Genomic DNA, 11792 nt, shown 5'->3' with positions numbered 1-11792 from the left:
TAGATTGGCGCGCAAATAACGGAAGGGAAACAACACATGTTCAAAATGAATGCGCTGGTGCCAGAGTTGATCGTTTCCGATCTCGCACACAGCCTACGCTTTTACTGCGAGGTGCTGGGCTTCAAAATTGAATACCAGCGCGAAGAAGACAAGTTTGCCGTCCTTTCCTTTGGTGCCAGCCAGATCATGCTTGAGCAGGATTGGCACAGCGAGTCGCCGTGGCGTGTTGGACCACTGGAGCGACCTTATGGTCGCGGCATGAACCTGTCCATCGAATGCCCCGACGCCTCGGCATTGGCGGATGCTTTGCTGGAGGCGGGGTATGAACTGCGCCAAGCGGTTGAAGAACGTTGGTACCGGCAGAATGATCAACACCGCGGACAGCGAAACTTTCTCGTCCTCGATCCCGACGGTTACCTCTTGCGCTTCGCCCAGGACCTGGGCGCTAAGTGAATTGCGTAAAAAGACGTCATCTAACCCAGTAGTAGCGGACATGCCCCGCAATCTGTCGCAAATGCGGGCCGATTGCAGAGCGAGCCCGCAGCAGGTGTGCACAATCACATGAACCAGCGGTACTCCCGGGCGCTGATGTCATGCAAGAAGGCCAGATGGTCCTGGCGCTTGTTTTCACAGTAGACCATCACAAATTCGCTGCCCAGGCTCTGGTTGACCACAGGGTGCTGGCGCATGGCGCTGACAGCCGTAAGCATGTCCTTGGGGAACTCGATGCCGCTGGCGCGATCTTCGTTGAGGGGGGCGATAGGCTCTTGGCCTGCATCCAGTCCATGCTCCATGCCGCTGAGAATAGCCGCCAGCACCAGGTACGGGTTGGCGTCGGCACCGGCCAGGCGGTGTTCGATACGCAAGTTGCGCGGGTCGGACTCGGGGATGCGAATGCACGCATCTCGATCTTCGTATCCCCAACTGGCACGGCTGGCAGCGTTGACCATGGCGCCGTAGCGGCGCATGGCGTTGTGGTTGGCGGCAAAGATCGGCATGCAGTTTGGCAGCAGTTCCAGGCAGCCCGCCACCGCATGGCGCAATGGGCGCTGGTCATCAGCGGCGAGCAGGTTGTTGCCGTCCCGGTCATACAAGCTGACGTGCACGTGCATGCCGCTGCCCGGTGCTTCCAGATAAGGCTTGCTCATGAAGCTGGCGCGCATGCCATGCTTGAGCGCCACCCCACGCGTGCTACGGCAGAACAGCGCCGCCCAGTCAGCAGCGCGCAGGCCGTCATCGCAGTGGCCGAAGTTGATTTCAAACTGGCCGGGGCCAAGCTCGGCAGTGATCACGTTGGCATCCACGCCTTGCTCGTTGGCCGCTTCAACCATGTCGCGCAATACGTCGGAATAACGCGACAGACGCTCGATGTGCATGTTCGGTTGATCGTCCGGGTCATCACTGAACGGATCGCGGGGAAATTGTGGCAAGCCGTCCTTGAGATTGCGGTCGAACAGGTAGAACTCCAGCTCGAAGGCCACCACCGGACGAATGCCGCGACGCTCCAGTCGCTGCAATACCTGGGCAAGCACTTCCCGTGGTTCGAATTCGATGGGGGCGTTGGTGCCGTCCGAGCTGATCAACATTTGCCCCAATGGCTGATTCTCCCAGCGTACCGGTTTGAGCGTGCCCGGGATCAGGCGCCGAGGGGCGTCCGGGTCGCCATCGTTGAAACAATAATCGCCGATGGGAAACAGGCCGCCCTGGGTACCCAGCAGCACGCAGTTCTGCGGCAGTTTCAAAGGGCTGCCCGCGGCGACTTTTTCAAGCATGTCGATCGGGTAGCGTTTGCCATAGAAATGCCCGGGAATGTCCAGGCTGATCAAATCGACATAGCGCACTTGCGGGAATCGAGTGCGAAACTCACGAACTTCAGTGAGCAGATCGGGAAAGCTTTTTGTTGTTGTCATCGATTGCGGTCCTGCAGCGTGGTTCAACGGAATACCCAGAGCACCCGTGTTGGCTGCTCGGTGAGGTTGGCGTAGCGAAACTGGCTGTGTGGCGGTAGCTGAAAACTATCGTTGGGGCCCAGGGTCACGGGGTCTTCGCTGTCATCGAGCCACAGGCTCAATTGCCCTTCGAGCACAAAGCCGCCTTGTTCGGAGCTGTCGTTCAAGTGGCCTTCACCGCTGGTGGCGCCCGGTGCCAGATGGCTTTCGAGCATGGAGAAACTACCGGTGAGTTTGGGCGAGACCAGCACGTCGGTGATGCCGCCGGCGTAGTAGAGCGTGCGCCGCTCTCCCGGACGCGTCACCCAGTCCACTTCCCGGGGTTTGCTCAGGTTGTAGAAGTAGGTGGTGGGCACATCCAGGGTTTCACTGATAGCGGTCAGATCGGCCACGGTGGGGCGCGAGAGGCCCCGCTCGACCTGGGACAGGAAGCCCACCGAACGATCAATGCGCTGGGCAAGTTCGCCCAGGGTCAGGTTGCGGTGTTTGCGCAGATCACGGATCAGGATCGCCAGTCCTTCGATTTCGTCCTGCATGTCCATGTAGCTGTCCTCTTAAAGGTTGTCGCGCAGGCGGTACCATGCCTTCGCCGCGGCTTCCAGCGGGGCGGCGAGCCTATCGCCGCCAGGGAAGTGACCGTTGTCGATGCCCTGGTACAGCGCAAGCAATTGGTTGTCGCCGAGAATGGCGTCGCTGACGGCGCGGGCACCGGCCAGGGTGGGCAGTACGCCATGCCCGGAAAAACCTTGCAGCCAATAACGTTGGCCGGTTCGGCCAATGTCCGGGGTACGGCGCAGGCTGCAGTCAAGGTGTCCGCCCCAGGCGTAGTCGATGGCCACTCCACGCAACTGCGGGAAGGCCCGTTCAAGTACCGGCCGAGTGGCAGCTGCAACATCCTTGGGAATGCCGCCCAGGTACGTACAGCCACCGCCAAACAGCAAGCGGTGATCCGGAGTCAGGCGGAAGTAATCAGGCACGAACTGGTTGTCGATCACACAACTGTTACGTGGCAGCAATGAGTGCGCCAAGGCCGGATCCAAAGGTGCAGTGGCCACCTGATAAGAGCCTACCGGCAGCAAGCGTCGTGATAACTGGCGGTCGAGTTTGTCGATGTAGGCATTGCAAGCCAGCACCAGCACGTCGCTGCGCACTTCGCCGTGTTCGGTTCGGGCGACGAAGCCGTTGGATGTCTCGCGGTAGTCAAGCACGCGGGTTTGTTCAAACAGACGTCCGCCTGCTGCTTCAAAAGCGGCCGCCAGGCCTTGGGCCAGTTTCAGTGGATTGAGGTGAGCGCCTTGCGGATCGTAGAGCGCAGCTTGGTAGCGGGGGCTGTCGATCCACTCGGGCAAAGCATCGCGCTCGATTACCTGCAGCTCGTCGTAGCCCCATTTTTCTGCTGCCTCGCGTTGAGCTTCACGGAGCATCTCGACCCGCCGTGGCAGTACCGCCGTCCACAGGCTGCCGGGTCGGTAATCGACGTCGAAGCCGTGGCGTTCCGGCAATTCACGCATTTCGCTGGCTGCCCAGCACATGCTCTGCCAAAGGTACCGGGCGCGGTCTACACCCAGGGCCTTTTCCAGCGGTTGCATGTCGCACGACCAGCCCAGCAGGGCTTGCCCGCCGTTGCGTCCAGAGGCGGCCCAAGCAACCCGGCTAGCTTCCAGCAGCGTCACCCGCTGGCCGGCCAGGGCCAGGCGCAGGGCGGTGTGCAAGCCACTGAAGCCTGCACCAATGATCAGTACCCCGGTATCCAGCCCCTCTTGCAGGGTAGGGCGCAAAGGAATGGTCCCAGGGTAGGTCTGAGCGTAGTAGCTGGCGACATGCTGGGCGGATTGCTTGAACATGGCGAGTCTCGTGAATTTTTATTGGTATATTTTCATGAAAAACTACCAGATAAATTTCACGAGTCCAAGCCCCCGCTGAATTAACGCGGGTGAATGCAGGGCCTATTGCAATTGCAGACGGCCGCTCCGGGCTTTGATCCAGCGCTGGCGCAACAGGTCATAAACCCAGTTGTAGGCCATGGTGTAGGGCAGCATGAACGCGAAAAAGCCAATCTCCAGCATAAAGGCCTGTACCAGCGACAGGTTGAGCATCAGCGCGGCGATGGGAACCCCGATCACGACAAAGCCGATTTCGAAGCCGCTGGCGTGCAGGGCCCGCACTTTGAGGCTGCGACTAACCCGCTCAACAGGCCAGAGGCGGTCAAACACGCTGTTGTAGAGCATGTTCCAGAGCATTGCGACGGTGGACAGCACCACCGCCAAGGTACCGACTTCAAGCATCGAACGATTGAGCAGCCAGGCACCGACAGGGGCGCAGATCAGCACGGCAATGACCTCGAAGCCCACGGCGTGGACGATGCGCTCGACGATGGTTTTGTTGGAAGCAAGCATGACAGCACCTGAACAGTTGGTTTCGATGGGAGGATTGTCATCGCTTTTTTGCCTATGTTAAAAATAGGTTCCATCGATAAAAGCGATACACCTATGCGCTACTCTCCCGAAGCACTGCAAGCCTTTGTCGAAGCCGTGGCACTGGGTTCCTTTTCGGCGGCGGCGCGCAAATTGCGCAAAAGCCAGTCGACCGTCAGCGCGGCAATTGCCAATTTGGAGGCCGACCTGGGCGTCAGCCTGTTCGACCGCCAGGCACGTCACCCGGTGCTGACCGAGGCCGGTCGCAAGGTGTTGGGGCATGTCCAGGAAATTCTCGCCGCCAGTGAGCGGCTCGATGAGCTGAGTATCCGCCTGGCTGACAACGTTGAGCCGCGACTGACCATTGTTCTTTCGGACATGTATCAGCTCACGCCGGACAATCAAGTGATGCATCACTTCGAGCAGCGTTACCAGGATATCGAGCTTGAGTGCATGATCGCCGAGGCAGGCGATGTCCTGAGCCTGCTGCAGAGCGGCCGGGCTCATGTAGGTTTGCTTGCGGCGCAAGTGAGCTACCCGCCCGACATCGGCACGCGCAGGTTGCCCAAACAAGCACAGATGGGCATTTTCGTTGCCAGCGGACACCCCTTGGCGACCTTGCAGCAACCGACCCAGGCGCACTTGGCCAGCCATCGCCAGTTGTACCTCAACACCTACACCGACAGCGAAAACAAACCACAAGGTCGGGTCTGGTCGGCGCCGGACTACCTGTTGCTGCTGGAAATGACCGAGCAAGGCTTTGGCTGGGCCGAGCTGCCACATGGGTTAGTGCAGCAGTATGGCCATGGCCAGCTGGTCGAACTGGTGTTGGGCGGATGGCCACGGCCGATCGCTGTGGATGCGGCGTGGTCGCGGCTCACTCCGCCGGGGCCGGCGGGGTTGTGGCTACTGGACTGGCTGGCTCGCGAGCACTGACAGGGCGCCGGTACACGCGCACGCGATTACGGCCTGCATCCTTGGCCGCATACAGCGCATTGTCGGCCATTGATAGCAGGCGTGATAGCTCATCCTCACCGGCCTTGCTGGTAACGATGCCGATGCTCACACTCAGCAGCCCGGGCGCTGGCAGTGGTAAGGCATGGAAGCTGCTGCAGATGCGTTGCGCCACTTGCTGTGCTTGATCCTCGTCGGCATTGCCGAGCAGGCAGGCAAACTCCTCTCCGCCGATGCGAGCGAACACATCTTCTTGGCGAATATTTTGATTGGCTACCTGGCTGAAGTCGATCAATGCGCGGTCGCCGGACTGATGACCATAGGCATCGTTGAGCCGTTTGAAGTGATCCAGGTCGCACAGTAACAAGGCCACCGATTCGCCACGTCGTGCACACCCCGCCAGCAACTGCTCGCCACGTGACATGAATGCGCGGCGATTGCCGATACCGGTCAACGAGTCGGTATAGGCGGCCGCCTTGAACTTCAGTTCGGCACGCTCGCGCACCATGGCCAAGGTTACATAGGCGATAGCAATGGCGTAGAGCATCGATTCGAACAGCAGAATGGCGAAAAAGAGCGTGCCACGGCCTTCACTGGCGAGCGCGTGCTCAATGGAAATACCATGATCGGCGAAGCTGCGTAAGGCGTAGAAGCCTGTGTGTGCCAGGGTCAGCAGCAACGCAGGCAGGTAGGCCACTTCCAGACGCTTGCGGTTGCGCCACAGCTCGAATGCCGACAGTGCGCCATAGATCGCCGTGATCGACGAGTACAGACCCACGCGCAGACCAAGGTCGCGGTAGAAGTCCGGCATCAGCCCCCAACAGGACCAGAGCAGGGCGCCGGCAAAAATACCCGGCAAGTGCGGCGGTCTACCGCCAAATACGCGCATCGCGGTCCAATTCAGCGCGGCGCCCAGTAGCAGGATGTTGTTGCCCAGCACCAGCGAAGCAAATTCGGGTGCCTGGCCGCGCAGGCTGACCAGCGTTGCGCCGATCGCGGCGCATATCAACATGCTTCCCAGGTAGCCGAGTGTTTGCTCACGCGTGCCCCGGGACCAGGCGTGCAAGGTCAGCACACCCATCAGGCCGAAAATAAACACGGCCACCATCAACAGGGTCGGGATGCTCAGCAGCACCGGTTAGTTTCTCCGTATTAAGCCTTGCGGCCCACCGGCCAATGCCGGTTTTCAGCGGCATGCTAGCGGAGCAGATGGTACTTTGCCAGCAGGCCGCTGCCGTCAGGCATCGGCTTGGGCTATGCTGCCTGCCGATCCTCCATCAACGAGTTGCCGATGCGTCGACTGCCTTCGCTGACCGCCCTGCGTACATTCGAGTGCGCTGCCCGCCACGGCCATTTTGGCCGGGCCGCCGCCGAACTGTGTGTGACCGACAGTGCGGTGAGCCACCAGATCCGCCAACTGGAAGAGCAACTGGGGTGCGCGTTGTTCGTGCGCGAAGGCCGTCAGGTTCGCTTGACCAGTGAGGCAGGACGGCTGTTGCAGCATCTGCAGCAAGCCTTCGAGTTGATCGGCAAGGCCTGCGATGAATTGCGCGACCCGGCTTCGCAAGCGGTGCTGCGCTTGGCTGTGACCGCGGAGCTGGCGCAGAAGTGGCTGGTGGCACGCCTGGCGGACTTCAGCAGCCGTTATCCGCATATCACCCTGCACCTGCACGAGCAACCCATTGATGCCGGTGCCCCGGCGGCCGACATCGACATCGCTATCACCTATGGCACTAGCCCGATGGATGCCAGCACCCATTTTGTCCGGCCCTTGCCGTTGTTGCAGTTCTTCCCGGTGTGTAGCCCAGGGTTGTTCAACCTCGGTGGGCTCAAGCGCCCGCGTGACCTGGTGCGCCAGTGCCTGTTGCATGACGACCAGGATGGCAAGACCTGGACCGCCTGGCTCGCCACCCATGCCGATGACGCGCAACCTGGCCGCCAACTGTATTTTCCTCACGCAGCGCTGGCCCTGGAGGCGGCGGCGCTGGGGCAGGGCGTGGCCATGGGCGACAACCTCACGTGCCAGGCCGACCTGGTCAGCGGGCGCCTGGTACGTCCGTTCGGCGCCAGTGTGGCGGCGATGGGTCAATATGCCCTGGTGTGCGAGCGCTTGCGTCTGGAGCGCGGTGCGGTGGCCGATTTCATAGAATGGTTCACCACTCAGATCAGCGAACCCTGAATTCAATTCATCAATCGCTGAGTTTTCATCGTTGGAAGCCTCGGACCGGGCGGCGTAGCGTGCAGCTATCCCCACCCAACGCAGAGGTTGTCCATGGCTCGTTCGCTTACCACCACTCCCAAGGCTGATGGTTTCCGCCTGCCCGGCGAATTCGAGAAAAAGGCCGGCTGCTGGCTGGGCTGGCCAGAACGTCCGGATGTCTGGCGTAACGGCGCCAAGCCTGCACAGAAGGTCTGGGTCGAGATCGTTACCGCCATTGCCTCGAGTGAGCCGGTTACCGTTTGTGCGTCGGCCGCCCAGTATGCCAATGCCCGCCGCCTGCTGCCCGCTCATGTGCGGGTGGTGGAGATGACCTGTAACGACACCTGGTTTCGTGACAGTGGTGCGTGCTTTGTGGTCAACGATGCCAGCGGCGAGGTGCGCGGTGTCGACTTTGAGTTCAATGCCTATGGAGGGCTCGATGGAGGCCTTTACTACCCCTGGGACAAGGATGACCAGATTGCGCAGAAGATCCTCGAAATCGAGAACCTCGACCGCTATCGGGCGCCGCTGATTGCCGAGCTTGGCGGTATTCAAAGTGATGGTCAGGGCAGCATCCTGACCACCGAACAGTGCCTGCTCAACCGCAACCGCAACGCGCATTTGGGGAAGGACGAAGTGACTCGGCGCCTGCAGGAGTATCTGGGTGCTGAGCAGGTGATCTGGTTGCCGCGGGGCTGCAAGTTCGACGAGACCGATGGCCACGTCGATGATCTCGCCTGCTTCGTACGCCCTGGTGAAGTAGTGCTGCAATGGACTGACAACCGTGATGACCCGCAGTGGGAAATCTACCAGGAAGCCTATGACATCCTGCGCAGCACACGCGACAGCCGCGGCCGCGAGCTCACGGTGCACAAGCTGCCACAGCCCGCTGTGCTGGAGTGGACCGCCGAAGAAGCCGCCGGCCTTGATCAGGTCGATGGCACTCATCTGCGCCAGGCTGGGACGAAAATCTGCGCCTCGTACATCAACTACTATGCGGGCAACTCGGCGATCGTCCTGCCGCTGTTTGGTGACCGCAACGACACCGTTGCCCAGGCTACCCTGGCAGAACTGTTCCCCGGTCATCGCATTATTGGTATCGACAATTCCCGCGAAATTTTGCTGGGTGGGGGCAATGTCGCCTGCATCACCATGCCGCAATATGCGGGAGGAAAAATCTCATGAACCTGCGCGCCTGTGGCTTGGCCCTGGCGCTGGCGTGCGCTACGACGCAGGCGCTGGCCGCCAACGCTGAGCAGCCGACGGTAAACCTGTATATCTGGGGCGAATACCTTGCCCCAGACACCTTGGCCAACTTTGAGAAGCGCACCGGCATCCGCGTTGTCGCCGATCACTTCGACTCACTGGAAACCGCGGAAACCAAGTTGTTGACGGGTCGCAGTGGCTACGATCTGGTACTTACAGCCGGCCAGCACCTGTCACGGGCGATCAGCAGTGGCGCACTGCAACCTTTGGACAAGGCGCGGCTACCGCATTTGGCCGGAATAGGCACTGAATTCCGCCAGCACATGGCGGTATTCGATCCGGATAATCGCTATGCCGGCACCTATGCCTGGGGCACCACAGGTGTCGGTTATCAGCAGCAGGCGATTGCCGCCCGGTTGCCCACAGCGCCGGTCGATAGCTGGGCGATGCTGTTCGACCCCGAGGTAGTTTCGAAGTTTGCCAGTTGCGGCGTGAGCCTGCTCAACGATCCCAACGAAGTGTTCGCTGCCGCCATGCGTTACCTTGGCCTGGACATCAACCAGCAGCGCACCGAAGACCTGCGCCAGGCTGAAGCGTTGCTGCAGAAGGTGCGGCCGTACATTCGCTATTTTGACAACGACCGCAACATCAACGACCTGGCCAATGGCGAGACGTGTCTTGCGATGTCCTGGAATGGCAACGTGGCCATCGCACGCAATCAGGCGCAGCAGGCGGGCAAAGCCATCGATATTGCTTTCAGCATTCCGCGTGAAGGTACGTTGATCTGGCTGGATGCGCTGGTAATACCCAAGGATGCGCCGCATCCAGAGGCGGCGCTGGCGTTGATGGACTACTTGATGCGCCCGGAAGTGATCGCCCCGATCACCAACAGCATCCAGTACGCCAATGCCATTACTGCAGCCGACGCGTTGGTGGATCCGGCAATTCGCAATGATGCGGGCACTTATCCACCAACAGCGGTGCGGGCGCGGCTATACAGCAAGAATGACAATAGCAAAGCATTCAACCGAGAACTGACGCGTGCCTTCAGCCGGCTCAAGTCCGGGACCTGAGCCTTGAAACTGTGCGGGCTGGCAGCTTCAGGGTTGCAGCTCGCCACGCCGGACCATGCGCCGCTCGCCAGGGACGGCGGCGACTGCGGCGGCGGCATTGGGGGCCTTGAGCACGAGGAAGGTCGCTTCATTGCCCACCTCCAATCCATAGCCGCTTTTTTCCATCACCGCGGCGCCTGCCGTGGTAGCCATGGCCAAGGCAACGTTCAAGTCCTCGTCGCTGTAAAAGCCCGAGCGGTAGCCGATCAGCATGGCGCGCTGGAGCATGTCGGCATTGCCGTAGGGCCACCAAGCGTCGCGAATGTTGTCGTTACCGGCAAACACGTTCACCCCGGCAGCGCGCAGGCGCAGGATCGGTGGAAAGGCGTGATCGCCGGGGGCATTGGTCAGGATCGATACCTGGGCCTGGGCCAGGGTCGCGGCAATCCGCGCAAGTTCATCATCAGGCACTTGGCCCAGGGCATAGGCATGGCTGACAGTGACGCGTCCCTGCAAGCCGCCAGCGCAGGTGCGGGCAGCAATTCGCTGCAGTTGCTCGACGCCTTGCAGGCCGGGTTCGTGCAAGTGAATGTCAACCTTCACGCCATGACGCTCGGCGATCCCGAAGACCACATCCAACTGACCCTCGGCATCACCATCGAGGGTAGTAGGGTCGATGCCACCGATCACATTGGCACCGTCACAGATAGCCGCTTCGAGTACATCGGCGGTGCCTGGGCAAGACATCACACCAGCCTGGGGGAAAGCCACCAGCTCGATGTCGACGATGCCTCGCCACTTTTCCCGTGCCTGCATCACTGCATGCAGATTAGTCAAACCGGTAGTGGCATCGACATCGACATGACTACGCATTGCCACGGTGCCAAACGAAACCGCCTGGGCGATCAACGCATCTGCTCGTTCCACGATCGAGGGCGCGAGGGCCAGTTCGCGTTTTTCCACGGCCAGACGTTCGCGCAGGCTGCCGACAGCCTGGTGCGGATGCCAGCGGTCGCCGACGAAGCTTTTGTCCAGGTGGATATGGCCGTCAACAAAGCCCGGCAGCAGCAGTTGCCCACCCAGGTCGATGCACTCAACGCCTGGGATGGCAGCCACGTCGCTGCCGAAGTGGGCGATACGGCCATCGGCAACGGCCAGGGACAAGTGGCTGCCATCGGCAGCGACGGCATTGACGAACACACGATCAATCATTTCACGACCTCTTGAAGGAGGCTGCGTACCCTATAAAAAGCCAAAGGTATCGGCCAATTAAATATCGGGATCGATAGCAGTGGATTCGTGAATGCGTTGTTCAGCCACCGATCAAATGTTTAAGCGGATGGTAGTCGGCCTTGAGGTTGTGGGTGGCCTTGAGAATGGCCTCCTCAATACCGCTCAGGTGGGTGCACACCAGCTCGATCGCCGCCGACTGATCGCCAACTTCCAGGTACTCGATCAGGCGCAGGTGTTCATTGCCGCGACACGCTTCATGGCGTTCGTCGTCGAGGGTAGAGGCATACAGTGAACCGCGCTCGATCAGCTTGCGGAACCAGTCGAGGAGCACCGGATTGTCCAGCACCTCGGCAAGTCGCAGGTGGAACTCACCCAGCAGGTTGACGTAGCGAGCGTGGTCGCCAGCATCGGCAGCGGCTTCTTCTGCGGCCACATGTATGCGTAAGGGCTGCAGCAAGCTCTTATCGGCACGTCGGCAAAGCTCGGTGACAATACCGATCTCTATTAGCCGGCGGGTTTCGAACACCGAGCGGATGTCTTCGTCGCTGGGCAGCGACACCCAGGCACCTTTGTTCAGCTCGGTGGACACCAGCCCATCGCCTTCCAGTTGCTTGAGCGCTGCGCGTACCGACGTGCGACTGACCTTGAACAGTTCGGCAAGCGAGGACTCGCCCAGTTTCATGCCAGGGCGCAGCGTGCGCTTTCTGATTGCCTCGTGGACCCCCAGGTAGACGCGCTCTACGGTCGATGCGGGGAGTTTTTCCGTCATTACCAGCTCCGAAAT

The 11792-nt window shown here is 60.6% G+C and carries 12 protein-coding genes; 5 read left to right on the top strand and 7 right to left on the bottom strand.

From position 1 onward, the window contains the following. Positions 1-36 precede the first annotated feature (36 nt). Positions 37-453, top strand: coding sequence for a VOC family protein (locus D3Z90_RS16595; RefSeq protein ID WP_136477099.1), 417 nt, complete (start codon positions 37-39; stop codon positions 451-453). Positions 454-557: 104 nt separating this feature from the next. Here D3Z90_RS16595 and D3Z90_RS16590 read toward each other — a convergent pair whose 3' ends face one another. The 4 genes from D3Z90_RS16590 to D3Z90_RS16575 form a co-directional block, all read right to left on the bottom strand. Further along, the gene (locus D3Z90_RS16590; protein WP_136477098.1) at positions 558-1910 is read right to left on the bottom strand and encodes a glutamine synthetase family protein; all 1353 of its coding nucleotides are present in this window, start codon (positions 1908-1910) and stop codon (positions 558-560) included. A gap of 23 nt (positions 1911-1933) precedes the next feature. Next, positions 1934-2491 (bottom strand): helix-turn-helix domain-containing protein, encoded by a 558-nt coding sequence (locus tag D3Z90_RS16585; protein ID WP_136477097.1) that lies wholly within the window; start codon positions 2489-2491, stop codon positions 1934-1936. Positions 2492-2503: 12 nt separating this feature from the next. Continuing rightward, entirely contained in the window at positions 2504-3793 is a 1290-nt protein-coding gene (locus D3Z90_RS16580) for an FAD-binding oxidoreductase (RefSeq protein WP_136477096.1), read from the bottom strand. Between the two features lie 102 nt (positions 3794-3895). Continuing rightward, the gene (locus D3Z90_RS16575; RefSeq protein WP_136477095.1) at positions 3896-4345 is read right to left on the bottom strand and encodes a multidrug/biocide efflux PACE transporter; all 450 of its coding nucleotides are present in this window, start codon (positions 4343-4345) and stop codon (positions 3896-3898) included. Positions 4346-4438: 93 nt separating this feature from the next. On the opposite strand from D3Z90_RS16575, the gene D3Z90_RS16570 reads away from it, so the two are divergent. Beyond that, positions 4439-5299 (top strand): LysR family transcriptional regulator, encoded by an 861-nt coding sequence (locus D3Z90_RS16570; RefSeq protein WP_136477094.1) that lies wholly within the window; start codon positions 4439-4441, stop codon positions 5297-5299. Here the strand turns inward: D3Z90_RS16570 and D3Z90_RS16565 are convergent. Next, positions 5241-6452 (bottom strand): GGDEF domain-containing protein, encoded by a 1212-nt coding sequence (locus D3Z90_RS16565; RefSeq protein WP_136477093.1) that lies wholly within the window; start codon positions 6450-6452, stop codon positions 5241-5243. The genes D3Z90_RS16570 and D3Z90_RS16565 overlap by 59 nt on opposite strands. A 156-nt stretch (positions 6453-6608) precedes the next feature. Here D3Z90_RS16565 and D3Z90_RS16560 point away from each other — a divergent pair, with 156 nt between their 5' ends. From D3Z90_RS16560 to D3Z90_RS16550, 3 genes are all read left to right on the top strand, one after another. Then, positions 6609-7496, top strand: a complete 888-nt coding sequence (locus D3Z90_RS16560; protein ID WP_136477092.1) for a LysR substrate-binding domain-containing protein — start codon at positions 6609-6611, stop codon at positions 7494-7496. Positions 7497-7589: 93 nt separating this feature from the next. Continuing rightward, entirely contained in the window at positions 7590-8702 is a 1113-nt protein-coding gene (aguA, locus tag D3Z90_RS16555; protein WP_136477091.1) for an agmatine deiminase, read from the top strand. Next, positions 8699-9796, top strand: a complete 1098-nt coding sequence (locus D3Z90_RS16550) for an extracellular solute-binding protein (protein WP_136477090.1) — start codon at positions 8699-8701, stop codon at positions 9794-9796. The genes aguA and D3Z90_RS16550 overlap by 4 nt, the downstream gene beginning before the upstream one ends. A gap of 27 nt (positions 9797-9823) precedes the next feature. Here D3Z90_RS16550 and D3Z90_RS16545 read toward each other — a convergent pair whose 3' ends face one another. Then, positions 9824-10987 (bottom strand): amidohydrolase family protein, encoded by a 1164-nt coding sequence (locus D3Z90_RS16545; protein ID WP_136477089.1) that lies wholly within the window; start codon positions 10985-10987, stop codon positions 9824-9826. Between the two features lie 100 nt (positions 10988-11087). Continuing rightward, a complete protein-coding gene (locus tag D3Z90_RS16540; RefSeq protein WP_136477088.1) occupies positions 11088-11777 on the bottom strand; it encodes a GntR family transcriptional regulator in 690 nt (229 codons plus the stop codon). Between the last annotated feature and the right edge of the window lie 15 nt (positions 11778-11792).

The organism is Pseudomonas sp. DG56-2 (assembly GCF_004803755.1).
Lineage (GTDB): Bacteria > Pseudomonadota > Gammaproteobacteria > Pseudomonadales > Pseudomonadaceae > Aquipseudomonas > Aquipseudomonas auratipiscis.
The sequence above is the reverse complement of the archived record's forward strand: the minus strand, read 5'-3'. Positions and strand labels throughout refer to the sequence as shown.

Coding starts and splice junctions, on each gene's coding strand:
- D3Z90_RS16595 (WP_136477099.1), top strand. CDS start 37: ATGTTCAAAATGAATGCGCTGGTGCCAGAGTTGATCGTTTCCGATCTC.
- D3Z90_RS16590 (WP_136477098.1), bottom strand. CDS start 1,910: ATGACAACAACAAAAAGCTTTCCCGATCTGCTCACTGAAGTTCGTGAG.
- D3Z90_RS16585 (WP_136477097.1), bottom strand. CDS start 2,491: ATGGACATGCAGGACGAAATCGAAGGACTGGCGATCCTGATCCGTGAT.
- D3Z90_RS16580 (WP_136477096.1), bottom strand. CDS start 3,793: ATGTTCAAGCAATCCGCCCAGCATGTCGCCAGCTACTACGCTCAGACC.
- D3Z90_RS16575 (WP_136477095.1), bottom strand. CDS start 4,345: ATGCTTGCTTCCAACAAAACCATCGTCGAGCGCATCGTCCACGCCGTG.
- D3Z90_RS16570 (WP_136477094.1), top strand. CDS start 4,439: ATGCGCTACTCTCCCGAAGCACTGCAAGCCTTTGTCGAAGCCGTGGCA.
- D3Z90_RS16560 (WP_136477092.1), top strand. CDS start 6,609: ATGCGTCGACTGCCTTCGCTGACCGCCCTGCGTACATTCGAGTGCGCT.
- aguA (WP_136477091.1), top strand. CDS start 7,590: ATGGCTCGTTCGCTTACCACCACTCCCAAGGCTGATGGTTTCCGCCTG.
- D3Z90_RS16550 (WP_136477090.1), top strand. CDS start 8,699: ATGAACCTGCGCGCCTGTGGCTTGGCCCTGGCGCTGGCGTGCGCTACG.
- D3Z90_RS16545 (WP_136477089.1), bottom strand. CDS start 10,987: ATGATTGATCGTGTGTTCGTCAATGCCGTCGCTGCCGATGGCAGCCAC.
- D3Z90_RS16540 (WP_136477088.1), bottom strand. CDS start 11,777: ATGACGGAAAAACTCCCCGCATCGACCGTAGAGCGCGTCTACCTGGGG.